Here is a 25,780-nt window from a genome sequence, read left to right as displayed (position 1 = left end):
TAAAGATATGAAATTCCCTTAAATTGGAGTAAATACCTTGCTATACATCCAGCGACGGTCATGTATTCAGCAACCCTAGTTTTTCAACCTTCTTCAACCATTTTAGACGAAATCCGTTCTTTGATAAGCGCAGCGGGCCAATAGCTGTTATGCGTACTTTTTTAATTCCGATAAAGTTCATGGTTAGCTTTTTCATAGCGATATGACTTGGTCTTCCATTGATCCAGCGGTAATACCAACTAGGTTGATCCATGGTACAAATGATTCGAGAAGTTTTACCGGTTATGAACTTATCCCACCAAACGGATCCTTCTCTTTTTTTAAAGGCAAAGCCCGGAAGCAACACCCGATCTAAAAATCCTTTCATTATTGCTGGAACTGAACCCCACCACACCGGATAGACCCAAACAATATGCTCTGCCCACTGAATGCTTTCTTGGGCGTTCAATAAATCTGGTTCGAGTTCCGTCCGTTTGCGATAGCCAAATTCTAAATTGGGGTTAAAAGTCAACTCGCCAATATTAATTTCGCGAAACTCGGCACCCGATGCTAGTGCCCCTTTTTTATACGAAGAAGCCAAGGCGTAATTATAGCTTTCTTTATCGGGATGGCCATTGATGAGTAAGATTTTCATATGCTTTGGTTTTATTAAGTTTTTTGAAACTATGAATTGCCCCAGAAAATAAGCCCAGCAATAACAAACATCAACAACCATTGCCACATCTTAAGATAGATATTTGGAAATTTACTAGAGATGCTTAAGCTAGTTAAAAAAGCAATTCCATAGCCTAGAAAATACAGAGCCAGAAGGTTTAGAAGAAGCGCTGGTTCTTCAAAAAAGTCTGTAAAATTAATCAGCGCCAAACCTATAGTTGCAAATAGAAAGTCTATCGAAACTATATGAAATGCACCCCGACCCATGGTCCAAAATATGCGAAGCCTATTCGGACTTTCCGCATCTGGTTCAATTTCCCTAAGGTTTTGGTCGCCCCCAAATGTGTGTATGATAAAAGTGAACAAGACCAATAAATTGGCAATAATCAGTATGGTATTCATCTTCTTTTTTACCAAAGGTAGTTTGGTAAAAGAAGCTTTCCTTTGATATAAATCAAATTCCGTTTTTCGAATTCCGAATACGACTTAGCGTCTCTTGAGTGATACCCAAATACGAAGCAATATCACCAAGGGGAGCACGTAATTCTATTTGCGGATATTTTTCAAGTAAGCTATCATAGCGTTCTTTCGACGACTTGAATTGTAATGACACAATGCGTTGTTGTAGTTGTAGCATCGTTTTTGTCGTGCTCATGCGTGCCAGTCTTTCAAAGTCGTGATATTTATCGCATAGTACTTCTATATCTTTAAGTTGCAAGACCATAAAGGTAGAGTCTTCCAACACTTCAATATAATGCTGACTAGGTACCCCGAGAAAAAAACTAACTATTGAAGAAATGAAATCGTTTTCAAATGCAAACCAATCGGTAATAGTTTTGCCATCCTTTAGGTAGTACGCTCTTGCACCGCCTTTAGCCACAAAGTACAATTCATACGAATAGTCGCCTTCTTTGACCAAAATATCGCCTTTATTGACTTTTTGCAGTTGCCCCACCTTTTTGACATCTTTTATAGCACCGGGAGAAAGTGTTCCAAATTGTGCAACAATAGAGGCGATTATTTCATCCATCATGCGCTGTTTAGTTTAATTTCAAAGAGGCATACATCGGCGTCTTGATAGTGACTAGGCAGTTCATCTGCACACTGTAATTGTACCATTCCTAAAAAATTGAATCCACACTTCTTGTAATGCTGTATAAGCTTCTCATTATTGCCGCATGTATCCATACGGATGAATTTCTTTTGGTGTGATTTGGCATAGTGCTTCGCCCAGTTTACAATTTCGCTTACAAACTGTCGTCCTCTGAATTCTGGGTTGGTTGTTATTCTATGAATGTATATGGAAGGGTCTTTATCGCGGGCCTCCCAGATCTGAGGATCGTGAAAGGTAATGGCCCAAATACAAGCAATCTGGCCATCAACGACCATCTTAAACTGTCGGTGTTGTTGAATCTCGTTCTCCACCAGTGTACGTTCAAAGGTAGGCCATGTATTTTCTGGGAAGATGGTTTTCTGATATTCGGTCGCCAAAGCATACAGACGGAAGATTTCTGGAATGTCTTCAGAAGTGCTGTTATGGATTTTCAAAATCTTTTGTTTTGATGTTCCAGAATAAAATGTATCACTCGTTTGAACTCCCCAAACGCTTTATCAAACCGATACCGGAAAAGAAGAAAATTGCGCCTAGAATGCCATATACGGCCAGTACCTTAAATTCTCCTGAGCCGTTAACATATAAAACAGCTGTATAGATCAAGCCCCCAATACCCAATAGGGTAAGTACTAATCCAAGTATTTTTTTAATATCCATGGGGCTAAAAATACACAATTTTTTGCTTTGCCCTATACCTAAGTATTTTTTGAACTTGCTTTAAATTCAAGAAATATCAAAACAGCAAGTACTAGCAATTCAGCAACAAAATAGGTCCAACCTAGAAGCGTAAGCTTATGGTCATATAACAATAGAAGGCCAATCGTTAAGCAACAGTACAATAGGTTTAAAGCAGCAATGCCTTTTAAAAAAAGTCGACTATCTGTCTTGAGAAAGAAATAACAACTAAAAGAATAGATAGCAAAAAAAATGGGAAGGATGGCTAGTAGGTGTAGTACATTTTTTGGCATACCAATTTTATCTCCCAGCCCAACTAAAACCACACCCAAAAATAGCGCTGATACTAGGGCTCCAAAACCGTCAATTAGAAATAGGCGTTTTGCGGGTATACTTTGCATAGCTATCTCATTCCAAACTCGCTAAACTCTTTTCTAAAGTCTCAATTTTGGCTTCAGCATCAGCCTGTTTTTTACGTTCTGTTGCAATCACCTGCTCGGGTGCATTGTTAACAAACCGCTCGTTGGAGAGTTTCTTCTCTACAGATTGCAAAAAGCCCTTAGTATATTTCAGTTCTTCCTGAATTTTAGCGATTTCTGCTGCCACATCAATGGTTCCGCTTATGGGAATAAAATATTCGTTCGATTTAACCCGAAATGACAAAGCACCGTCAACTGGAGCAGCTACATAAGAGATTTCAGAAACCTTGGTGAGTTTTTGAATAACAACATCCCAATCTGCTGAAATCTTGCCTTCATTTAGAACAGCAACCTCCAAAGTTTCTTTCATAGGAATGTTCTTCTCCTTGCGAATGGTACGAATACCAGAAATAACACCATTGGCGAATTCAAAACCCTTGATTAAATCGTGGTTTATCGTACCGCCTTTTGGCCATGCAGCTATGATCAACGCCTCCTCCGGTGTCCGCTCTTTGGTATGTTGCCAAACTTCTTCTGTCAGGAAAGGCATAAATGGGTGAAGCAATTTTAAGTTCTGTTCGAGTATATGTATGACTTGATCAAAGCTTGCTTTATCAATAGGCTGTTGGTAGGCAGGTTTGATTATTTCCAATAAGGAAGAACTGTAGTCATCCCAAACCAACCTGTAAATCGCCATTAAAGCATCTGAAATTCTGTATTTGCTGAAATGGTCTTCAATTTCAGCCAAAGTCTGGTTGAATTTTGATTGATACCAAGCGATTGCCTTTTTTGAAGCTTCGGGTTGCGGTAAATCTGCAAGCTCCCAACCTTTTACCAATCGGAAACCGTTCCAAATTTTATTGGCGAAATTCTTTCCTTGCTGACATAAATCCTCATCAAACATCAAATCATTCCCGGCAGCAGAACTTAACAATAGACCCACGCGAACTCCGTCAGCGCCATATTCTTCAATAAGCTTTAAAGCATCGGGAGAATTCCCCAAAGACTTCGACATTTTTCGACGCTGTTTATCGCGAACCAAGCCTGTGAAATAAACATTTTCAAACGGTTTTTCGTCTCTGTATTCATATCCAGATATGATCATTCGCGCCACCCAAAAGAAAATGATATCCGGGCCAGTAACCAAATCATTCGTGGGGTAATAATAATTTACCTCTGCGTTATCTGGCTGTGTGATACCGTTGAACACACTCATAGGCCATAACCACGAGGAGAACCAAGTGTCAAGAACGTCTTCATCTTGCTTTAAGTCGGTAGTTGTTAGTGCATAGTTTTTAGACTTTTCTTGTGCTAGTTTTAGGGCATCTTCTATGCTTTCTGCCACTACGAAATCGTCTTGTCCGTCGCCAAAATAGTAAGCGGGTATTTGTTGCCCCCACCAGAGTTGGCGCGAGATATTCCAATCGCGAATGTTTTCCATCCAATGGCGATAGGTATTTTCAAACTTTTTTGGAAAAAATTTGATATCGTCGGTTGCTAACACACCCTTTATGGCTGGTTTTACTAAGTTTTCCATCTTCAAAAACCACTGGTCAGACAATCTTGGCTCGATCACTGCTTTGGTACGCTCCGAAGTGCCTACCTTATTCAAATATTGCTCCGTTTTCGCCAAAACACCAATTTCTTCCAATTCTTTGGATATTTCCTTTCGAACCACAAACCGATCCTTGCCTTCATAATGCAACCCAAAAGAATTCAAACTAGCATCTGCATTAAATATATCTATGGTCTCTAGTTTGTGCTTTTCACCTAACGCTTTGTCGTTTAGATCATGGGCAGGCGTTACTTTTAAACACCCTGTACCGAATTCGATATCTACATAGTCATCTTCAATTATCGGAATTACCCGATTACAGATGGGTACAATCGCCTTTTTACCCTTCAAATGTTGAAAACGCTCGTCATTCGGGTTAATACAGATAGCAGTATCACCCAAAATTGTTTCTGGTCGTGTGGTCGCTATGGTTACTTTGTCATCTGAACCTTCAATTTGGTACTCCAAATAGTACAAAAGCCCCTGTTTTTCCTCATAAATCACTTCCTCGTCAGAAAGTGTAGTTTGTGCCTCAGGGTCCCAATTCACCATGCGATACCCCCTGTAAATCAGCCCTTTGTTAAACAAATCAACAAAAACCTTGATAACACTGGCATAGCGCTCCTCATCCATAGTGAAAGCCGTACGGTCCCAATCGCAAGAACAGCCCAGTTTCTTCAACTGTTCTAATATCACACCGCCGTAGGTATCGGTCCATTCCCAGGCATGTTTTAAGAACTCTTCTCGGGTCAAATCTGACTTATTGACACCCTCTTCCTTCAACTTAGCAACAACTTTAGCCTCTGTAGCTATAGAAGCATGATCCATACCGGGTACCCAACAGGCATTTTTGCCCATCATACGGGCCCTACGCGTCAATAGGTCTTGGATAGTATTATTCAACATATGCCCCATATGCAGTACTCCTGTCACATTTGGCGGGGGTATTACTATCGTATAAGGTTCACGGTCATCAGGAGTAGAATGAAAATACTTATGCTGCATCCAGTAGTCATACCAACGGTTTTCAGCATTTTGGGGGTTATATTTTGAAGGAATTTCCATTTTTTGGAACAGTTTTTGTCTAAAGGTAGGCGGCATACAAAATATGCCGAAAAAAGGCGTTTGTTAAATAATCGTTTTCGATTCGTTTTTATTAAAAATCAAATACGAAACAAAAATAGCTAACGTTAGTATATAACAAAAGAATTTTGGAGGTTCATTAAAAACATTTACTTTTGAGATTCACCCAAAACAAAAAATGATGAAAAAAATAGTACTCGTATTATTTGTCGGCCTACTAGGATTTACAATGACTGCACAAGATGCAGCAGCTAAAATTGAATTCAAAACGGAAACCGTTGATTATGGCGAAATCGCTAAAGGTTCAGATGGTGTTCGCGTATTTGAATTCACAAATACTGGAGATGCTCCATTGATTATAAGCAAAGTAAGTTCTAGCTGCGGATGTACGATCCCTAAGAAACCAGAAGAACCAATTCTACCTGGAAAAACTGGTGAGATACAGGTAAAGTATGACACCAATAGAGTTGGTCCTATCAGAAAAGCCATAACGGTAATCTCAAATGCAGATACACCAACTAAGGTTTTGAAGATAAAAGGAGAAATTAAAGCTGTAGACGGAAAATAAATCGAATACAGCAATTGTATACAAACCCCAACAGAAATGTTGGGGTTTTTTTGTACATAACGGGTTCGACCAAGGCCATATTTAGAGTGCAGATCTATTCTTGCAAAGGTTCTACCCTAACGCGACAAGGAGAAGAATGTTGGTGTTTAATATAGTCGCTGAGAGATTTAGGCATGGCAAAGCGAAGTAATTCTAGCGCTTTCGAGCAAGTATGTGATTAGAAGATTAGGGTTTTTCCTTAAAGACATCTTTCAGAATAAAGGTAAAAAGCTTGTCTGAATTGGCCCGATCGATAAGTACACGTATCCGCTTCCCTTTACGTTCATTCAACATTTGAAGAATTTGCTGTAATTTATAGGTATGTACGCTTTTGCCATTCACGGCCAGGATAACATCTCCTTCTTGTAGCCCAGCATCTTCGGCGGGGCTTCCAGCTCGTATACCCGACACAACTATTTCAGGAACCAAACTCAATCGTGTTTGATTCTCCATAAGAATTTGAACATTGCCATAAGTTTCTGACTCATTGTGTTTTACGATCCCGGTAGGTCCGGCGATGCTTTCTGCCACATATCGAACCCCGTTGTGCTGAAGGTCGATTCCACTCAGATTATATTGAAAAGGGGTTTTGAAATTTGCATTCTTACGAAGGGTGATTTTTCGATTTCCATAGTCAAAAATAAAATTAAACCGTTTTAAAACCTCACCACCTAGGCTTCCATTTCTGTTACCCAAGCTTTTAATGCCGGAAAAAGACGCCTGATCTGGGAAGGCGGTTTTGGCATCTTCAATAATAAAATCACCTATCTTTATGCTACGCACTTTGGTGCGCTTTCCAAATATGTCTCCAGCAAGACCTCTTCCCAGAAAGTCATCATAATTCTTGTCGGGAATACCAATCACGTCATTTTCAAAGAGCCAAATAGCATCACTACTTCCCGTATCTAAAAGCATACGAACAGGAACCTCCTTTGCATCATTTAGAACAACAGCCCCTTCAACGTAGGCCTTCTTGTTTTGTATAGCTAAGGGAAGTGTCTGACTTTTTTTATGTTGTTTATTCCGATAAAGTTCAGGGTTGTGAAATTTTATATGACCAGCATTGTAATTAATCTCCACTATAAAATCACGAAAGAGATCGTAACCAATGATTCCGTGTACAGGAATACCCAAAGAAGGTGAAAAATTAAGGGATTCGTCTAAAACAACATACAATTCTTGACTTGGGTTCATAACCGAGCCCAACTGGAACATATTAGCCCTTGAGCTCAAGGCCGCTATTGGTTCACCACCACCAAGTCCGCGAATAGTAACTTCAGAAACCTTATTGATTTGTATAGAATCTTGTTCTGTTAGGTTAAAGAGCAATGGGGTACTTACTCCAGAATCTAAAATAAAAGAAAGTTCAGTGCCATTTACCTCCAAAGGAATGACCATAACGTTATTCACAAGTTGAAACTTGACTTTTTCATACTTCTGACCGTCGGGCAAGTCAAAATACTGTGCCGAGGCAACGAATGAAAAGCATAAGAAAAAGATAATATGTAGGCTTTTTTTAAGCAATTAGTGTATTTGTAAGCTAAATCTATTCCTTAAGTTACGATTATTTTGAGTTATATATTTTTATTTAACATAATGTTAAATGCCATGTTGAAGTCAAAATGTGTTCCTCAAACTCGTGTAAAGGGTGCTATATGACACCGCATTCCACATCTTTTTATACCAATCTGCTCTTTCTTATTTTTAAAATTTACAGGTTCGCTCCCATTTCGGCAGGGATGGTTTGAGGACCAGTGGAGCAACCTTCAAAAAAATATAATTTGATTGCCTACTCCGTTACTATTCACGATTTTTGCCATAAATTAGACTAAAATGCCATCCGTATCCCAAAAAGGGCTGAATATGCCCGAATCTCCCATCCGCAAACTCGTTCCCTTCGCTGAGAGAGCTAAAAAAAGAGGCGCCAGAGTGCTGCATTTGAATATTGGGCAACCCGACATAAAAACGCCGCAACTTGCTCTTGATGCTGTAAAGAACAATACGATTGAGGTACTGGCTTATAGTCGAACCGAGGGTTCAGAAACCTATAGGGAGAAATTAGCGGCCTACTATGCCAAAAACGACATTGATGTAACTGCAGATGATATTATTGTTACCACAGGCGGCTCAGAAGCCCTGTCTTTTGTTTTGGGTAGCATAGCCGACGCCGACAATGAAATTATCATTCCTGAACCATTTTATGCCAATTACAATGGGTTTGCTACGAGCTCTGGGGTAAAAGTCATTCCGGTCGTATCACGAATAGACGATAATTTTGCCTTACCTCCTATCGACGAATTTGAAAAATTGATTAGTTCGAAGACAAAAGCTATATTGATTTGTAATCCTGGAAATCCCACGGGCTATTTGTATAGCAAAGAAGAAATACAAAAACTTGCTGCGATTGTAAAAAAGCACAATCTTTTCTTAGTGGCGGACGAGGTATATCGTGAGTTTACCTATGATGGGGTAGCACACTACTCTATTTTACAAGAGCCCGGATTGGAGGAGCATGCGATCATAGTAGATTCGGTTTCCAAACGCTATAGCATGTGTGGAGCACGTATTGGATGTTTGGTTAGTAAGAACAGAGAAGTCATTGCAACTGCTATGAAGTTTGCCCAAGCACGTCTGTCGCCACCTACCTACGCACAAATTGCCGCAGAGGCTGCTTTAGAAACTACACCCGATTATTTTGATGAAGTCAAGGCCGAATATGTAACGCGACGCAATCTACTGATCGACGAACTCGAAAAAATTGATGGTGTCAAAGTTGCGCGACCTAAAGGTGCATTTTACTGTATCGCAGCATTACCTATAGAAGACGCCGAAGATTTTGCACAATGGTTATTAGAAGATTTTAGATTGGATAACGAAACTGTCATGGTTGCACCTGCAGCGGGATTTTATGCTACAAAGGGATTAGGCAAAAACCAAATTCGAATCGCTTATGTGCTTGAAAAAGAAAGTTTAAAGCGCGCTGTGAACATACTAAAGGAAGCCCTAAAGAGTTATATAGGCTGATGATCATTCAACACAACATTTCCTTAAAAAAATACAACACCTTTGGCATTTCAGCAAAGGCGAAATTCTTCTGTGAGGTCAATAGTACTAAAGATTTGGAGGAAGTGCTGCAGCTGGGTGAATACCCTGAAAAATTTATAATCAGTGGTGGAAGTAATATGCTAATTACGAAAGATATTGAGGTACTTGTAGTACATATAAATATCAAAGGGAAAGAAATTATATCCGAAACTGAGGAGCAGGTCATTTTAAAAGTAATGGCCGGTGAGAATTGGCACAATTTGGTGCTATGGACGCTCGAAAATGACTATGGAGGATTAGAGAACATGTCTTTAATACCTGGAAATACGGGAACAGCACCAATTCAAAATATTGGCGCTTACGGTGTTGAGTTAAAAGACACTTTTGTGAGCTGCGAAGCCATGGAAATCAACACTGGGCAAGTACGAACCTTTACGAAAGAAGATTGCCAATTCGGATATCGCGATTCCTATTTCAAGAATGAGGGTAAAGGCAAGTATATTATAACTTCGGTAACCTTTGAATTATCGAAAAAGAATCATCTATTAAACACTTCATACGGAGCTATTTCACAGGAGTTAGAAAAGCAGGCAATACGCAATCCAACGATAAAGGATGTTTCCAATGCAGTTATTGCAATCCGACAAAGCAAACTTCCTGACCCTTCGCAACTGGGTAATAGTGGTAGTTTCTTCAAGAATCCGGTGGTTTCCAAATCGGAATTTGATGATTTCACCAAACACCATCCGAAAGCACCTTTCTACAAGGTTTCTGAGGATACCTATAAAATTCCTGCCGGCTGGCTAATTGAGCAATGTGGTTTTAAGGGAAAGCGCTTTGGCGATGCAGGTATTTATAAAAACCAGGCACTGGTGTTAGTAAATTATAACAATGCCAGCGGTAGTGAAATTTTAGCCTTAGCACACAAAATAATGGAGGCTGTTCAAGATAAGTTTGCTATTCGCATCACGCCAGAGGTAAATATCATAAAATAACCCCCGTTACAAGTAACGAGGGTTATACCAAACCAAACTAACCAAAAACTAAATGTATAGTTACCAGCTACACATTTATCTAATTAAAATCTTAGAAACACTAACTTAACAATCAATTTTATAAATTAGCGTTTACCTATATACGGTAGAGAAGATTAATTTGGATGCCCCAAGCTGAAATTTTTTTCGAACCCAAAACATTTTATGAGCACACTACTAGAAAAAACAATTGTTGAACTGCTTCAAGAGCGCAACGAAAAAGCAATATCCCTACTATATGACAATTATGGCGATACCTTATACGGGGTTGCCCACAAAGTGGTTCGAAATGATGAATTAGCCCAAGACGTTTTACAGGAAAGTTTTGTGAAAATCTGGAAAAAGTCTGACTCCTACGACCCGTCGAAGGCAAAATTATTTACTTGGCTGTTTCGAATTACCAGAAACACAGCCATTGATAAACTCAGAAGTGTCAATACAAAAACGGATAAAGAAATCCAAATGGACGTTTCTGACGTATATAACTTAGGTGTCGAAGGCATTAGACCCGATTTAATCGACGTGCGTGAGAACCTTGAAAAGATAGAGGAAAAGTATCAAATAGTACTTGACGCCCTCTTTTTTCAAGGGATGACACAACAAGAGGCCAGTGACGAATTGAACGTTCCTTTGGGAACGATCAAATCAAGATTGAAAATTGGCTTACGTGAATTAAGGAAGATTTATGACCCAACCGCGATGCTTGCGCTACTCGTTAGCGTACTTATGTAAAGTTTGACCTGAAAAGGCATCAAAAACAAAACAGATGAAAGAAAAAATACGCATATTTTTAGATACAGACCTTCTAGAGAAGTATCTACTTGGCACTACTACAAATGAGGAATCATTTCAGGTAGAGCGATACATTGCTATGTATCCAGAGGTGGCAAAAGAATTTGATGTGCTTCAAGAAAATCTCGAAGCTTTTGCCAAAATGCACGCAGTAAAGACTCCTGAAGGGTTAAAAGAAAAAATTATCGCAAGAATTCGAGGTGAAAAAGCGGGAAGAAAGAGATTCTTCCAATATGCAGTTGCCGCTAGCTTTGCAGCCTGTCTATTCGCCGCCGCTTCTTATTTCTTTTACAACCAGAATCAAAACCTTCAACAAGAGAATGAAATGGTTACTAACCAGATAGAACTCTTAAAGGAAGATATGAAAGCAGGTCTTGAAGATATGAGAAATCAATTCATTGTATTACAGAATAAGAATACCAAAAAATACAATGTAAACGGTAATAAGAAAGCAAAAGAATTGAAAGCGGTAGCTTATGTTAACCCTGTTAAAAAACTTTCGTACATCAACGTAAGTAAGTTACCTAATCTTCCGGAAGATCAGTGCTTTCAGATGTGGGCAGAAGTAAACGGCGAAATGGTCAACTTAGGTATACTCAAGGAAGCCCAAAGTCAAGATAATTTGATGGAACTACCTTATGGTGAAGAAGCAGTGGGTTATATTACCATTGAACCGCTTGGTGGAAATGAAACTCCAACCGTTGAAAATATAGTTGCCAATATAGCGTACTAGACTTACCTATATACAAACAAGTTTATAAGCCCCTTTCTGGGGCTTTATTTTTATACCTTTGTACCAGACGCGAATGTAATTTCATATCTGAAATTACGTCTATACTAATATCGAATTCAAACAGATGAAACTTGTATTATTAACAATAGGATTATTGGCCATCGCATTCGCGGGCATTGCAATCAAGATTTGGTCGAAAAAAGATGGGAAATTTGCCGGCACTTGCGCTAGTCAGAGTCCCTTTTTAAATCAAGAGGGGGAGGCCTGTGGTATGTGCGGGAAACTGCCAAGTGAACAAGATTGTAAAAAAGACGTCACTCCTGAACTGCAGTAGCCCAACGACTCAAGGTTTTATCGTTCATAGCAGTATTACTTTTGGATAGAATTAAGAACATTATTCATGAAACCATTGCAAAGGCAAAAGGAGGTAGTCAAATCGCCTTTAGCAATTTGCTCGATACTTTTTGGAATGATGTTTACGGTTTTCAATTAAAACGTACAGAAAACGAAAACGACGCTGAAGACATTACCATACAAACATTCTCAAAGGCTTTTGACAAAATTAATACCTACAATGAGGACTATGAGTTTAAAACCTGGCTGTTGACAATTTCTAAAAATATTCATATCGACCTCGTTAGGAAAAGAAAGCGCACCGTTTTAGACTCTTGGGGTGGCAATGAAGCGGTTAAAAAAGTGCTCGATGATGCCCCGACTGCAGAAGATCGTTTGATTACCGAACAAAACCTTGCCACTCTGCTACAACATATCAAAAAATTAAAACCACATTACCAGCAGGTAATCAATCTTCGATATTTTCACGAGCTTAGCTATGCAGCAATAGCAACAGAACTTGACGAACCTATAAACAACGTCAAAGTAAAGTTGCTACGAGCGAAAAAGCTACTAGCAGAGGTAATCAAAAAAAAGAACTGATTGGTCAAATTCCAAATTACATATGTAAACTTTTTACAAAGGTAAATCTGGCCAAAACTCCTTTTAATAGTTTGTATCTTTGTCTAAAATTTCACTATGAGTACTGATACTTTAAAAAGTGTTCATCCACCCAAAGGAAAGCCAAAATGGCTTCGCGTTAAACTTCCTACGGGTAAAAAGTACACCCAGCTGAGAGGCCTAGTAGAAAAGTACGATTTACATACCATATGTACCTCGGGCAGTTGCCCCAATATGGGTGAATGTTGGGGAGAAGGTACGGCTACTTTTATGATACTGGGAAACATCTGTACGCGTTCTTGTGGCTTTTGTGGGGTAAAAACGGGTAGGCCTGAACATGTAGATTGGACGGAACCGGAAAAGGTTGCACGTTCCATCAAAATAATGGGCATTAAACACGCTGTTGTTACCTCGGTAGATCGTGATGATTTAAAGGATATGGGCTCGATAATTTGGGCCGAAACCGTGAAGGCGATCCGCAGAATGAACCCCGCAACCACACTCGAAACCTTAATTCCTGATTTTCAAGGAATTGAAAGACATATTGATCGAATAATCGAAGTGCAGCCTGAAGTGGTCTCTCATAATATGGAAACGGTAAAACGATTAACTCGTGAAGTTCGTATTCAGGCAAAATACGAACGCAGTTTAGAAGTGCTGCGATACTTGGGTGAAGGCGTTAACCGAACAAAATCAGGTATTATGTTAGGTTTAGGTGAATTAGAAGAAGAAGTGATAGCAACCATGGAAGATCTTCGAAAAGCTAATGTAGACGTTGTTACCATAGGTCAATACTTGCAACCTTCAAAAAAGCATTTACCCGTAAAAGAGTTTATTCTACCCGAACAATTCAAAAAATACGAAGAGCTAGGCTTAAAAATGGGCTTCCGTCACGTAGAAAGTGGCGCCTTAGTTCGCTCGTCTTACAAAGCACATAAGCATATTAATTAGCTTAGCAGTAGCCTCTCCTCAAATTGAATTTTACATATGAACAAAACAACTATAGGCATAAATGGCTTTGGACGAATTGGACGCACCTTGTTCCGACTGCTAACTAAATACGAACACCTACAGGTTGTTGCTGTTAACGATTTAGCCGATGCAAGAACCTTATCGCATCTTTTAAAATACGATAGTGTTCATGGCGTGATACAAAACAAAATTGACTTCACTGATAAGAGTATTGTTGTCGACGGAAATTCTATAGCCCTACTGAATGAAAATCGCCCAGAAAACATCAATTGGTCAGCGCATGACGTAGACATTGTTGTTGAATGTTCAGGAAAGTTCAAAACCAAGGAAGCACTAAATTATCACATAAAAAATGGAGCTAAAAGAGTTATCCTATCCGTTCCACCAGTTGATGATGACATAAAAATGGTGGTTTACGGTATTAACGAGCACACCATTACCAAAGAAGATAAGATCATTTCAAATGCCTCTTGTACCACTAACAACGCTGCACCCATGATAAAGGTTGTAGATGACCTTTGCGGTATTGAACAGGCTTATATTACCACTATTCACTCTTATACCACAGACCAAAGCCTTCATGATCAACCACATAGCGATTTAAGAAGGGCAAGAGCTGCTTCACAGTCGATTGTACCAACAACAACAGGCGCGGCAAAGGCACTGACCAGAATTTTTCCAAAACTTAGCGATGTCATAGGTGGTTGTGGTATTCGAGTTCCCGTGCTAAACGGATCTCTTACAGATATCACCTTCAATGTTAAAAAACCTACAACGATTCGAGAAATTAATGATACTTTTGAAAGAATTTCAAAAAACGAGCTAAAAAGTATCCTTTTTTACACCCAAGACCCAATTGTATCCGTAGATATAAACAATAGTTGTTACTCTTGTACGTTTGATTCACAGATGACTTCGGTCATTGGTAGAATGGTCAAAATAATAGGATGGTATGATAATGAAACAGGCTATAGCAGCAGAATAATTGATTTGATCAATTTATTGGTTTCAAAAAAATACATTTGAAATTTTTAATAACACATATCAGAGTACGAATAATGCTGGTTTTTCTAGTGTTCCTAGCCGTTGTACCCTTTCTTCAGGGTCAGGTCGATAGTACCGCAACCGATAGTGTAACTTTTTATTTTGAAGAAGCTCGACTTCTTAGAAATCAAAACAAACTTGATCTCGCCATGGTCGCTTTAAAATCTGCAGAGGACCTTGCAGAGCGAAACGATGATAAAAAACTACTCATAGATAGTTATCAAAAACAAGCTATTCTATTTCTTCAACTAGGTAAACAAGATAGTGCTGAAATATTCTGGGATCGCTCTAAGGGGCTTTTGAAGGATATTGAATATCCGTACGGGGATGCGATCTTCAAATACATAGAAGCCATAATGCTCTATCGACGTGACAATAAGTTTCAAGCCTTGTTGATGCTTGAGGAGGCAAAACAACTAAACAATGATCGTAACTTTTTTAATAATATTCTCCTACTTGAAGGAATAATCTATGTAGATCTTGAAAAATACGAAGTAGCCTCAAAAAATTTCAATTCCTTAATTATTAATACCGATATTTTTGAAAAAGACTATCTGGCAACAAGAGCCCACTTGGGCATGTCATTGCTAAATTTTAAGACTGAAAACTATAATGAAAGTGCTACAAATGGAGAAAGTGCGCTCCAACTAGCTATAAAAAATAACTTTGATAAGGAGATAAAAGCGGCAAATGAACAGCTGACACAGACCTACGAAAAAATGGGGCGCTACGATTTGTCTAGTAATAATTACAAGAATTTATTGGTGCTACGAGATTCAATCTTCAATGCTGAAAAAGTTAGAACTGAAGCGAAAACAGCCAACAAAATTCAGTTCGATTTCATGAGTGATCAATTGAATAAGCAAGACAAAGAAATTGAAGAACTGACCGATGCAACGAATAGATCCGAGATTATCGTAATACTGGTTTCCGCATTCTTAATCATCATTTCGCTCTTGGCAGTCTCTCTGTATCGAAATAATCAAATAAAATTAAAGACCAACGATCTTCTACAAACAAAGAATAGCGAGCTTCAAGGGGCAAGAGACGCTGCGGTAAGTGCCATGGAAGCCAAGACCAACTTTTTATCAACCGTTAGTCACGAGCTTCGAACACCATTGTATGCGGTTACAGGCTTAACACATTTATTGCTCGAAGAAAACCCCAGTAAGGATCAACAAGAACATTTAAAAGCACTTAAGTTTTCAGGTGATTATTTGCTGAATTTTATCAATGATATTCTACAAATCAATAAAATTGATGCAGACAAATTAGAGCCTCTAAATATCGATTTCAATTTAAAAAGAACACTTCAGGAGGTTATCGATTCGTTGCAGCAGAGTGCCAAGTCAAACCGCACAAAAATTATTCTGGACTATGACGAAGATATTCCAGGGCATTTGATGAGCGATCCGATCAAGCTCTCGCAGATTTTCATGAATTTGGTAGGTAATGCATTAAAATTTACCAAAGATGGTGAAGTAAAAGTCATTGCCAAGCTAATGAAAAAAGAAGAAGAAGATGTCACCCTTTATTTTGAAGTGGCCGATACGGGCATTGGTATTTCCAAAGAAAAACAAGACAGTATTTTTGAAGGTTTCGAACAAGGATCAATTCAGATCAATAGAGAATACGGCGGAACAGGCCTAGGGCTTACTATTGTAAAAAGTCTTCTAGGTTTATTCGATAGTAAGATTCAACTTGAAAGTGAGCTTGGTAAAGGTAGTTCGTTCTTTTTCGAGCTTGAATTAAAAAGTAAAGACAGTCTTGTTGACGATATCCCATTTGAAATCACCCAACAAGATTTTGACTTTAAGGGCTTACATCTTCTCATTGTTGAAGACAACAAAATCAATCAGGTCATAACCAAGAAAATGTTGTCTAAAAAAGATATGACTAGCGATATTGCAAACAATGGCCTGGAAGCGGTTGAACTAGCCGAAACCAAGAACTACGACGCTATTTTGATGGACATTCATATGCCTGGTATCAGTGGTGAAGAAGCTACCATACGAATACGAAAATTCGATATGCTTACCCCTATTATTGCGTTAACTGCCATCTCGCTAGATGATAGTTTAGAAAGCTTCTATGCCGCAGGCTGCAATGATGTCGTTACCAAACCCTTCAAACCCGAGGTATTCTATCAAAAGATAGGGGAGAATATATTCAACAAAAAAATCAAGAATACGGGTTCATAAGTCGTTCTAGGCCTTTGCTTAAATCTTCCAATCCACTGCCAAAAAAAACATGCTTTATAGCGATGTAGTTGCAAGTAACTTCATTTTTTAAACGCATATAATCTTTCTCCGTGGTCAAAACATTGGGTTTTGATCTTATCATTTCAAGTTCTTGCAGACTAAAATTATGATGGTCTTTAAACCATAAATGTTCAAAAGAAATACCGTTTAATTCTAGAAAATGCAGCAACGGTTTTGGATTGGCAATGCCGGTAACCAATGTAATTTTTTTATCACTCAAATCAGCAATGGCTTGCAAAGAACCGTTGCCTTGAATATTTGGATCGTAGCTTAAATAACTGAACAAAATTATCTGGTGAGGTTTAGGTCTTAAGTTGTCTTTGATTTTCAAAAGGTCTGTTTCAGAACTTTCGGGCGGTATTTTGGTCACCACTACGATATCAGCTCGTTGAGCCTCGCGCCTATGATCACGGAGGTTTCCTGTAGGCAAGTACCAATCGGACGTATACAGGCTATCATATGCCGTCAGCAATAATGCTAAGCCTGGCTTTACCTTACGATGTTGGAATGCATCGTCTAAAATAATTACATCTGGTTTAACTTGGTCTTCAAGAATTCCTATTCCGTTTTGACGATCTGCATCAACAGCAACTCTTAGCTTTTGGAATTTCGAATGCAATTGATAGGGTTCATCGCCTAGGTCGGAAACCGAACTGTCAGCAGTTGCCAAAACAAAACCCTTGGTTTTTCTTTGATAACCTCTGCTCAATACCGCAACTTTGTAGGTATGCTGAAGAAGAGAAATCAACAGTTCCACCATAGGTGTCTTTCCCGTGCCGCCAACACTTAGATTACCTACACAGATGACTGGCGTCTTGTATGATTTTGACGAGAATACACCCCAATCGTATAGGCGATTTCTAATATACACTACTAGGCCGTACACCAAGGAAACAGGAAAGAGTATTTTTCTAAGAAGCCACATTTGAGCGAAAATATAATATTTTATCTTTGACCATCTGAAAAATCACAAAATGATTGTAAAAGAAGTTACTGATCTGCTAGAAGAGCTGGCGCCTTTGTCGTACGCAGAGGATTTTGACAACGTGGGCCTTCTTGTGGGGAATATGAATACTCAGGTTTCAGGAATTCTTGTTGCCTTAGACACTTTAGAAAATGTGATTGATGAAGCAATTGCCCATAACTGTAATATTATTGTCAGCTTTCACCCAATAATTTTTAAGGGACTTAAAAAGATTACCGGAAAAACCTATGTCGAAAGAGTGGTGATGAAGGCTATTCGAAATGATATTGCCATCTACAGCATGCACACTGCCTTAGACAATGCAAAAAAGGGTGTAAATGCCAAAATTTGTGAGGTTCTAGGGATCGAAAATCCCGAGATATTAATTCGCCAAAAAAAGAATGTCAAGAAATTGACAACCTATGCGCCGAAGTCAGATGCAGATGCGCTAAAAATGGCACTATTCAAAGCAGGAGCTGGAAACCTAGGTAACTATTCACATTGCAGTTTCGTCAACGAAGGCACGGGTAGTTATCTGGCCAATGAGGATGCAAATCCTACTAAGGGGCAAATAGGTAAAATACATTTTGAGGAAGAAACTCAAATTAATGTGACCTATCAAAAGGGAGCGGAAGCCAAGATTTTGAATGCCCTTTTCAAAAACCACCCGTATGAGGAGGTGGCTTACGAAGTTTACGCTCTTGAAAACCCCTACCAGCATATCGGCATGGGAATGATTGGGAACCTGAAAAACGCCATGGAAGAAACAGCCTTTCTTCAACATCTAAAAAAAACGATGCATGCTTCATGTGTAAGGCATTCTAAATTACTCGGTAAACCGGTAAAAAAAATCGCAGTACTCGGCGGTAGTGGGGCATTTGCCATTTCAGCAGCTAAGGCAGCTGGAGCTGATGTATTTGTAACTGCCGATGTAAAGTATCATCAATTCTATGAAGCAGAAGATGATTTGGTGATAGCCGATATTGGACACTATGAAACTGAGCAGTTTACAAAAAACCTTTTAGTTGATTATCTTACGAAAAAAATTCCTAATTTTGCAGTCCGTTTATCGGAAAGTAAAACCAATCCGATCAAGTATTTATAGATATGGCAAAAAAAGCAGAAGCAACTGTAGAGGAGAAACTAAGAGCATTGTATGATTTGCAATTAATCGATTCTAGGGTTGATGAAATTCGCAATGTGAGAGGTGAACTTCCACTAGAGGTTGAAGATCTTGAAGATGATGTATTGGGACTTAAAACCCGAATGGACAAATTAAAGACCGATGTTGAAACCATCAATTTCGAAATTACGGCTAAGAAGAATTTGATTGATGAATCAAAAGCATTGATCAAAAAATATACCGAGCAGCAAAAGAACGTTCGCAACAGTCGTGAATTCAATTCAATTACTAAAGAATTAGAATTCCAAGAACTTGAGATTCAATTAGCCGAAAAAAATATTAAAGAATTCAAGGCTCAGATTGAGCAGAAGAAAGTTGTAATTGCTGAAACTAAAGAGCGCCTTGGAGAAAGAGAAACCCATCTTAAGCACAAGAAAAGTGAGTTGAATGCAATTTTAGCAGAGACTGAAAAGGAAGAAAAAGCGTTGTTGAGCAAATCTGAAAAGTTTCAGAAGGATATCGAAGAACGTTTGGTCAAAGCTTATGTACGCATTCGAAAGAATGTAAAAAATGGTTTGGCAGTTGTGCCCATTGAAAGAGGTGCCTCAGGAGGTTCGTTCTTTACAATTCCACCTCAAGTACAGGTAGAAATTGCATCGAGAAAAAAAATAATTACCGATGAACATAGCGGCAGAATATTGGTTGATCCTGTTTTAGCTGAGGAAGAACAAGAGAAAATGAAAAAGATGTTCGCTAAACTGTAACTACAAAAAAAATAAAAATATCAAGGCCATTCGTTTGTTAACGGATGGCTTTTTTGATTAATTTTATTCCAAACCAGTCTCATGCGCTTTTTAGGAATTTTTGCTGTTTGTTTTCTTCTTTTTTCTTCATCTGAAATACAGGCACAAGATTTGACTAATTACCAATGGAAGAACCGCATTATTCTATTAAAAGACACTGATCTAGATTCAGACTGGTTGCAAGCGCAGCTCAAGCGCTTACAGTCAAACTCTAAAGAACTGCTTGAGCGGGAAGTGGTGTTGTTCTTGCTTTCAGATAATTTTGTTTACGATGAAAAACGCTTGAAAACAAATCTCCAAGCAGATACTATTATATCACAATATGGGCTTTCAAGTTTTGAGGGGCTAGTACTTATAGGTAAAGATGGTGGAATAAAATTGCAAGAAGAGTTTATCGTAAACCCGACAATAATTATCGAATTGATAGATAGTATGCCCATGCGCATGAGCGAAATGAAAAATTAATTGCAATTCGCAGTAATAGTAAGTAGTTACCTGCTACTTGATAGGAGCTGTATCGCGCTATGGTGATACTAGAACACTGTGATACAAGAGCGCATTGGATGCCGCAATTAACAACTTTATAGCCTTAACCCGAACTACTTTACTGCAAAGTCAATGGATGCCGTAACCTTGTTAACGCGGATGTTTTATAAATCGGGAAAGCTAAAAATATACTAGATGGAGAAATTGATACCATCAACGTTCATCGTCGCCATTACCTGTGCCTTTCCCCTTTTCCTGTTCTAAAAGCGCTGAAGATTAGAGCGTATACCAGCTTATTAGAGCAGGGATAGCATTTTACTTTCCACTTCTTTACTCGCCCATTTCTCCTCGATATTGGGCATTTGCATAACTTCTCGCATAATTTTTTCCTGTTCATCACCTATAGCAAGCGCCTCGGCATAGGGCTTTTCTGAAAAGGTAACACGTGAATAGGCCGGAATCCACTTTTCAGGATACTTGTTAGAGAAATGCTTTTCAATCTTTTTTTGCAATAAAAACTTAGGATCAGCAGTTTTACTGCTCATTTCAACAAAATTACGATAGCTAAGTTCGGCAATGGCGTCGGCATTGGGTTTTCGTTCCTTCTGATATTCTTGAAAAATAGTCTCCCAATCGTCTCCATATTTTTTGATAATGTGATTCAACATGTAGATATCTTCGAAACCGGCATTCATACCTTGTCCGTAGAATGGAACTACGGCATGAGCAGAATCGCCCACTAGGGCGACTTTATCCCAATACGTCCATGGATAGCATTTCATGGTGACCATGGCACTTGTAGGGTTTTTGAAAAAGTCCTCCATCAAATCGTCCATGACCTGCATCACATTGGGGAAGTAGCTCGAAAAGAAGGTCTTCGCCTTTTCTTTAGTAGTTATACTATCAAAGGATACCTCTCCTTCAAAAGGCATGAACAACGTACAGGTAAAACTTCCGTCTAAGTTGGGCATGGCTATCAGCATAAACTTTCCTCTTGGCCAAATATGAAATGAATTCTTGTCTAGCTTGTGAGTGCCATCATCATTGGGAGGAATTGTCAATTCCTTATAGCCTACATCAATAAAGTCTTGCGAATAGTCAAATCTACTGCGCCTTTGCATTTTGTGGCGCACTCGTGAAAAAGCCCCATCACAACCAAAAACGATATCAAATTGGTATTCCTTCCATTCTCCTTTTTCTGTAGCTCCAGTAAAGAGTTTTGCTTCAGGGAGGTCAACATCCCATACTTTCTCCTCAAACTTAAAAGTGACTCCAGCATTTTCTGCCAAATCAATCATTTTGCGGTTTAGTACTCCCCTCGATATCGACCAAATTGCTTCACCTTCTTTACCATATTTTTGATAGTATTCCGCTTGTCCTACGACGTGCATTGCTCTTTTGTCTAACGGAATTGCAATCTTCTTTATTTCGTCTTCAAGGCCGATCTCACGAAGTGTTTTCCATCCCCTATTACTCATTGCTAGGTTGATCGAACGGCCTGAAAATTCAACATTTCGGATGTCTGGGCGGCGGTCAAAAACAGTAATCTCGTGACCAAGCCGTTTGAGGTATATTGCCAGTAAAGAACCCACTAATCCCGAACCAATAATGGCGATGTTTTTAGAAGTTTGCACCATAGATCTATTCGCAGTTTATTGAATAGCTTTTAAAGTTACTAAAAATAGGATTCTCTGGTAAGTAAGCACGAATAAATAGGACTAATATCACAGAAAAGTAAATGTTATGATAGTTTAATAATATTTTAACGCAAACAGCAAATCCATAGTAACTATTATATCGTAAATAAGTAAACATTCCGCGAGAGCGTCTATATATATCCAAAAAAGTCCTTCACAATCGTATTGCGAAGGACTTTTTCTTTTTGTTTATATTCTCAGGTAAAAGAAAATAGCCCAAAAGAAAACCTTATTGAAAAAGTTGAAAGGACTCTCGTTTCTTTCTTGCGAAATGACCTACTCTAGCACGCCGTCTACAATTCCATATGCAATAGATTCCTCGGCACCCATCCAATAATCACGATCAAAATCTTTCATCACCCGATCATAATCTTGTCCACAATTTTCGGCTAAAATGCGAGCGCTTAGCTCTTTGGTTTTGATAATCTCCTTGGCCTGAATCTCAATATTTGAAGCTTGTCCTCTTGCACCACCACTTGGCTGATGAATCATTACCTGGGCATGCGGTTGAATAAAGCGTCTTCCTTTTTTTCCTACAGATAAAAGTATGGATCCCATTGAGGCGGCTAAACCTGTACAAATTGTAGAAACCGGACTTTTCAAAGACTTGATCGTATCATACATTGCAAAACCAGAGGTAACATAGCCTCCCGGACTGTTGATATACAATTGAATTTCTTTGTTATTCTGCATATCTAAATACATCAGACGATCAATTACATGTTTGGCCGATTTATCATCTACCATGCCCCAAAGGAACACTTTGCGCTCGTTCAACATTTTTTCATCTATAGCCTCTTGTATTTTTCCTTTTTTCGTACTCATTTTTTAATTTCTTGGTAAGCTTCAAAATTAATCAATTTATTGGGAAATTGAATAGCAATAAAACCTACGATATGAATCTATTAAAGGTAAAAGCAACTATATTTGACAAAAATTGAGAACCATGAAAAAAATTATACTCCTAGCAGCGTTCATTTTTGTTACCACCTCAAGTTTTATTGTTTTTAAATCAGTACAAGAAGTATCCATTCTACAAAAAGTAGCCAACGCCAACGGTTTCGAAAACTGGAAGAACGTAAAAGAAATAAAATTCACATTTAATGTGGATCGAGATACCACGCATTTTGAGCGTGATTGGACCTGGAAGCCTAAAACCAATGATATTATAGCTAAATCAGATAAGGGAACCATAAGCTACAACTGGGCCGACATGGACAGCGTTGCGTACAAGACGAACGGAGGTTTCATAAATGATAAGTTCTGGTTACTGGCACCGTATCAATTGGTTTGGGATGCTGATAACTTAACCCATACGCATTCCAAAGACGCTGAGGCCCCGATGAGCAAAAAAACTATGCAAAAACTAACCATTGTTTACGGTAACGAAGGAGGATATACACCGGGAGATGCATACGATTTTTATTTCGGCGATGACTTAGTTGTTCAAGAATGGGTTTTTCGAAAATCAAATCAGGCTGAACCTTCAATGATTACCTCATTCGAAGATTATAAAATGATAAACGGACTCAACATTGCTACGATGCATAAAATGGCTGAAGGCAGTTTTAAATTATATTTCACGAATGTGGCCGTAAAAACCCAATAGAAAGAACCCCTATTTCTTTTGTTGTTGCAAAAATAGGGTAGCTCCTAAGATGAACAGCGCACAAAACAACAACACCCAAAAGCAGCTTACCAAAGAAGAATTGTCGGCTATTTGACCCAAAATAGGCGGAGCACATAAAAAGCCCGCATAGCCGGTACCAGCTATAAAAGAAACGCCTTGAGAGGACTCTACGCCCTTGACGTTGCCCCCTATTCGAAAAACTTCGGGAACCATTACTGAAAATCCGAGTCCACATAGAGCGAAGCCTAAAATGGCCAAATACATATTCGTTGTAAGCACCAAAGTATAACCGCCGAGTACCAAAAGTGTTCCGAAGGCCACCATTTTAATGGAACCGACTTTAGCGCTTATACCATCTCCTAAGAAACGACCAAGGGTCATGGTTATTTGAAAACCTAAGAAACCTGCACCCCACAAAGTTTCTGGAGCTATGCTGATCTCCTTGAGGTATAATCCACTCCAATCGACGATGGCACCTTCGCTGCCCATAGCGATAAAAGAAATCAAGCCCAACAATAAAAAAGGTTTAAATAGTCTAAGGCTAAAGGGTTCTTTTTCTATTGTGGCTGCAACAATAAGTATGTATTTTTTGTAAAATAAGAGATTCACAACTAACACCAAAACTGCGGCCATAGCCATGTGTAACACCGGATTGTCGAAAGGACCAATCAAAAAGCTACCTAGCCCTGCAAGTACACCTCCCAAACTAAAAAATCCGTGGGCCGCTGACATGAACTTGGCCTTATCTTTCTTTTCAACTTCCGTGACCAATGTATTCATGGCGATATCGGTAAAACCGTTAGAAGCTCCAAAAAGAAACAGACCCGCCATTAAGGTATAATATGTTGGTGCTAGTAAGGGCAACATTGCCGCAGCACAACTACATAAAACGCCGTACCAAGTAGCCTTTCCTACTCCTACCCTATTGATAATGGTCGAAGCAAAGGGAAAAACCGTAAAAACGCCCAGTGACAAGAAGAAAATGGCAATACCTAATTCTGATTTGTCAATATGCAAGGTCTCTTTTACGGTTGGAATGTAAATGGCCCATGTACCGAATAAGATGTTCAAACTAGCGAACACCCATGCAGGACCAAAATATCTAGGATTTGAAAGAATTAACTGGAGGGATTTCATCTGAATCTAATTGCAACCACAAAGAAAGATACATTGTTCTTTATATTATAAATCAATACATTCCAATTACATAACGATTTATTCAAAAAGAAGCTAAAAAAAGTTATTTTATGATAGTTTTATGCTGTGACTTATTAAAAAGAAAGAATGAGGGTAGACAAAACAAAAGATTTTCAGCTCAATAATAAACTAAGAATGCCCGCAATAGGTCTTGGAGTTCTCTTTGCAAAAAATAACGGTGAAGTTGAAAATGCCGTCATTTCTGCTCTAAATACCGGATATCGAAAAATTGATACCGCTTCTGCCTACCAAAACGAGCAGGGTATTGGTAGTGCATTAAAAAAAAGTTGTATTCCTAGGGAGGAAATTTTTCTGACAACCAAAGTATGGAATAATGAGCAAGGTTACGATCAGACCATGCTCGCTTTTGAACGAAGTTTAAAAAGACTTCAAACCGATTATGTTGATATGTACTTGATACATTGGCCTGTAAAATCTAAATATAAACAGACCTACAAGGCCATGGAAAAAATATACAAAAGCGGTAGATCTAGAGCTATAGGGGTGTGCAATTTTGAGATTCATCAGTTGGAAGATTTGATAGCGCATGCTGAATTTGTTCCCGCGCTTAACCAAGTTGAAATGCATCCACTCCATAGTCAAAATGATCTAGTGGGTTTTGCAGCTGACCATAATATTCAACTCGAAGCATGGCGGCCAATAATGATGGGTGAGGTTTTAAAGATTCCAGAATTGGTACAAATAGGAAAGCACTACGGTAAATCTGCTGTGCAAATTGCACTACGTTGGCTGATTCAGCGCGGAGTAGCCGTTATTCCTAAGTCTGTGAATACACGGAGAATTAGAGAGAATTTTGAAATCTTTGATTTTGAGTTATCAGTACAAGACATGCAGGTCATTGAAAGCTTGAATCAGAATAAGACGCTTGGTGAAAATATGTCACACATTACATAAAATAATCAGCAACAGAATACTAT

General features: G+C 38.8%; 27 protein-coding genes. 15 read left to right on the top strand and 12 right to left on the bottom strand.

Annotated elements, in window-relative coordinates; genetic code table 11:
- Positions 1–58: 58 nt before the first annotated feature.
- The 7 genes from ABJN95_RS05125 to ABJN95_RS05095 are packed head-to-tail and all read right to left on the bottom strand — an operon-like array spanning position 59 to position 5,482.
- Positions 59–634, bottom strand: coding sequence for an NAD(P)H-dependent oxidoreductase (locus ABJN95_RS05125; RefSeq protein ID WP_348368943.1), 576 nt, complete (start codon positions 632–634; stop codon positions 59–61).
- 29 nt (positions 635–663) lie between these two features.
- The gene (locus ABJN95_RS05120) at positions 664–1,056 is read right to left on the bottom strand and encodes a hypothetical protein (RefSeq protein WP_348368941.1); all 393 of its coding nucleotides are present in this window, start codon (positions 1,054–1,056) and stop codon (positions 664–666) included.
- Positions 1,057–1,108: 52 nt separating this feature from the next.
- On the bottom strand, positions 1,109–1,687 hold the full coding sequence (locus ABJN95_RS05115) for a Crp/Fnr family transcriptional regulator (protein WP_348368939.1): 579 nt from the start codon (positions 1,685–1,687) through the stop codon (positions 1,109–1,111).
- On the bottom strand, positions 1,684–2,202 hold the full coding sequence (locus ABJN95_RS05110; protein ID WP_348368937.1) for a GNAT family N-acetyltransferase: 519 nt from the start codon (positions 2,200–2,202) through the stop codon (positions 1,684–1,686). The genes ABJN95_RS05115 and ABJN95_RS05110 overlap by 4 nt, the downstream gene beginning before the upstream one ends.
- A 34-nt stretch (positions 2,203–2,236) precedes the next feature.
- Positions 2,237–2,425: a hypothetical protein gene (locus ABJN95_RS05105; RefSeq protein WP_348368935.1), complete on the bottom strand. Its 189-nt coding sequence runs from the start codon at positions 2,423–2,425 to the stop codon at positions 2,237–2,239.
- A gap of 38 nt (positions 2,426–2,463) precedes the next feature.
- Positions 2,464–2,844 (bottom strand): hypothetical protein, encoded by a 381-nt coding sequence (locus ABJN95_RS05100; protein ID WP_348368934.1) that lies wholly within the window; start codon positions 2,842–2,844, stop codon positions 2,464–2,466.
- A 7-nt stretch (positions 2,845–2,851) separates the two neighbouring features.
- The gene (locus ABJN95_RS05095) at positions 2,852–5,482 is read right to left on the bottom strand and encodes a valine--tRNA ligase (RefSeq protein ID WP_348368933.1); all 2,631 of its coding nucleotides are present in this window, start codon (positions 5,480–5,482) and stop codon (positions 2,852–2,854) included.
- A 196-nt stretch (positions 5,483–5,678) separates the two neighbouring features.
- Between ABJN95_RS05095 and ABJN95_RS05090 the strand changes: the two genes are divergently transcribed.
- On the top strand, positions 5,679–6,068 hold the full coding sequence (locus ABJN95_RS05090; protein WP_348368932.1) for a DUF1573 domain-containing protein: 390 nt from the start codon (positions 5,679–5,681) through the stop codon (positions 6,066–6,068).
- Between the two features lie 225 nt (positions 6,069–6,293).
- Here the strand turns inward: ABJN95_RS05090 and ABJN95_RS05085 are convergent, their stop codons facing one another.
- The gene (locus ABJN95_RS05085; RefSeq protein ID WP_348368931.1) at positions 6,294–7,631 is read right to left on the bottom strand and encodes an aspartyl protease family protein; all 1,338 of its coding nucleotides are present in this window, start codon (positions 7,629–7,631) and stop codon (positions 6,294–6,296) included.
- 309 nt (positions 7,632–7,940) lie between these two features.
- Between ABJN95_RS05085 and ABJN95_RS05080 the strand changes: the two genes are divergently transcribed.
- From ABJN95_RS05080 to ABJN95_RS05040, 9 genes are all read left to right on the top strand, one after another.
- Positions 7,941–9,131 carry a pyridoxal phosphate-dependent aminotransferase gene (locus ABJN95_RS05080; RefSeq protein ID WP_348368930.1) on the top strand — a complete coding sequence of 397 codons (1,191 nt, stop codon included), beginning with the start codon at positions 7,941–7,943 and terminating at the stop codon, positions 9,129–9,131.
- The gene (murB, locus tag ABJN95_RS05075; RefSeq protein ID WP_348368929.1) at positions 9,131–10,147 is read left to right on the top strand and encodes a UDP-N-acetylmuramate dehydrogenase; all 1,017 of its coding nucleotides are present in this window, start codon (positions 9,131–9,133) and stop codon (positions 10,145–10,147) included. The genes ABJN95_RS05080 and murB overlap by 1 nt, the downstream gene beginning before the upstream one ends.
- A 204-nt stretch (positions 10,148–10,351) precedes the next feature.
- Positions 10,352–10,918, top strand: coding sequence for an RNA polymerase sigma factor (locus ABJN95_RS05070; RefSeq protein WP_348368928.1), 567 nt, complete (start codon positions 10,352–10,354; stop codon positions 10,916–10,918).
- A gap of 34 nt (positions 10,919–10,952) precedes the next feature.
- Positions 10,953–11,711, top strand: a complete 759-nt coding sequence (locus ABJN95_RS05065) for an anti-sigma factor (protein ID WP_348368927.1) — start codon at positions 10,953–10,955, stop codon at positions 11,709–11,711.
- Positions 11,712–11,835: 124 nt separating this feature from the next.
- Positions 11,836–12,045: a membrane or secreted protein gene (locus tag ABJN95_RS05060; protein ID WP_348368926.1), complete on the top strand. Its 210-nt coding sequence runs from the start codon at positions 11,836–11,838 to the stop codon at positions 12,043–12,045.
- Between the two features lie 41 nt (positions 12,046–12,086).
- Positions 12,087–12,647, top strand: a complete 561-nt coding sequence (locus tag ABJN95_RS05055) for a sigma-70 family RNA polymerase sigma factor (protein ID WP_348368925.1) — start codon at positions 12,087–12,089, stop codon at positions 12,645–12,647.
- A 96-nt stretch (positions 12,648–12,743) separates the two neighbouring features.
- Positions 12,744–13,616 (top strand): lipoyl synthase, encoded by an 873-nt coding sequence (gene lipA, locus ABJN95_RS05050; RefSeq protein ID WP_348368923.1) that lies wholly within the window; start codon positions 12,744–12,746, stop codon positions 13,614–13,616.
- 36 nt (positions 13,617–13,652) lie between these two features.
- Positions 13,653–14,663, top strand: coding sequence for a type I glyceraldehyde-3-phosphate dehydrogenase (gene gap, locus ABJN95_RS05045; protein WP_348368922.1), 1,011 nt, complete (start codon positions 13,653–13,655; stop codon positions 14,661–14,663).
- The gene (locus ABJN95_RS05040; protein WP_348368921.1) at positions 14,660–16,882 is read left to right on the top strand and encodes an ATP-binding protein; all 2,223 of its coding nucleotides are present in this window, start codon (positions 14,660–14,662) and stop codon (positions 16,880–16,882) included. The genes gap and ABJN95_RS05040 overlap by 4 nt, the downstream gene beginning before the upstream one ends.
- Here the strand turns inward: ABJN95_RS05040 and lpxK are convergent.
- Positions 16,863–17,867 (bottom strand): tetraacyldisaccharide 4'-kinase, encoded by a 1,005-nt coding sequence (gene lpxK, locus ABJN95_RS05035; protein ID WP_348368920.1) that lies wholly within the window; start codon positions 17,865–17,867, stop codon positions 16,863–16,865. The genes ABJN95_RS05040 and lpxK overlap by 20 nt on opposite strands.
- Positions 17,868–17,916: 49 nt before the next feature.
- Between lpxK and ABJN95_RS05030 the strand changes: the two genes are divergently transcribed.
- From ABJN95_RS05030 to ABJN95_RS05020, 3 genes are all read left to right on the top strand, one after another.
- Entirely contained in the window at positions 17,917–19,011 is a 1,095-nt protein-coding gene (locus tag ABJN95_RS05030; RefSeq protein WP_348368919.1) for a Nif3-like dinuclear metal center hexameric protein, read from the top strand.
- A 2-nt stretch (positions 19,012–19,013) separates the two neighbouring features.
- Entirely contained in the window at positions 19,014–19,793 is a 780-nt protein-coding gene (locus ABJN95_RS05025) for a C4-type zinc ribbon domain-containing protein (RefSeq protein ID WP_348368918.1), read from the top strand.
- A gap of 81 nt (positions 19,794–19,874) precedes the next feature.
- Positions 19,875–20,297, top strand: a complete 423-nt coding sequence (locus tag ABJN95_RS05020) for a DUF4174 domain-containing protein (protein ID WP_348368917.1) — start codon at positions 19,875–19,877, stop codon at positions 20,295–20,297.
- Between the two features lie 317 nt (positions 20,298–20,614).
- Here the strand turns inward: ABJN95_RS05020 and ABJN95_RS05015 are convergent, their stop codons facing one another.
- Both ABJN95_RS05015 and ABJN95_RS05010 read right to left on the bottom strand, forming a co-directional pair.
- On the bottom strand, positions 20,615–21,955 hold the full coding sequence (locus tag ABJN95_RS05015) for an NAD(P)/FAD-dependent oxidoreductase (RefSeq protein WP_348368916.1): 1,341 nt from the start codon (positions 21,953–21,955) through the stop codon (positions 20,615–20,617).
- 336 nt (positions 21,956–22,291) lie between these two features.
- Entirely contained in the window at positions 22,292–22,840 is a 549-nt protein-coding gene (locus ABJN95_RS05010) for an ATP-dependent Clp protease proteolytic subunit (RefSeq protein ID WP_348368915.1), read from the bottom strand.
- 121 nt (positions 22,841–22,961) lie between these two features.
- On the opposite strand from ABJN95_RS05010, the gene ABJN95_RS05005 reads away from it, so the two are divergent.
- Entirely contained in the window at positions 22,962–23,624 is a 663-nt protein-coding gene (locus ABJN95_RS05005) for a hypothetical protein (protein ID WP_348368914.1), read from the top strand.
- A 9-nt stretch (positions 23,625–23,633) separates the two neighbouring features.
- Here ABJN95_RS05005 and ABJN95_RS05000 read toward each other — a convergent pair whose 3' ends face one another.
- A complete protein-coding gene (locus ABJN95_RS05000) occupies positions 23,634–24,782 on the bottom strand; it encodes an MFS transporter (protein ID WP_348368913.1) in 1,149 nt (382 codons plus the stop codon).
- A gap of 147 nt (positions 24,783–24,929) precedes the next feature.
- Here ABJN95_RS05000 and ABJN95_RS04995 point away from each other — a divergent pair, with 147 nt between their 5' ends.
- Positions 24,930–25,757 (top strand): aldo/keto reductase, encoded by an 828-nt coding sequence (locus ABJN95_RS04995; protein ID WP_348368912.1) that lies wholly within the window; start codon positions 24,930–24,932, stop codon positions 25,755–25,757.
- The last annotated feature ends 23 nt before the right edge of the window (positions 25,758–25,780 follow it).

Origin of the sequence: Maribacter sp. (assembly GCF_039974175.1) — a bacterium.
Classification (GTDB): domain Bacteria; phylum Bacteroidota; class Bacteroidia; order Flavobacteriales; family Flavobacteriaceae; genus Maribacter_C.
The sequence above is the reverse complement of the archived record's forward strand: the minus strand, read 5'-3'. Positions and strand labels throughout refer to the sequence as shown.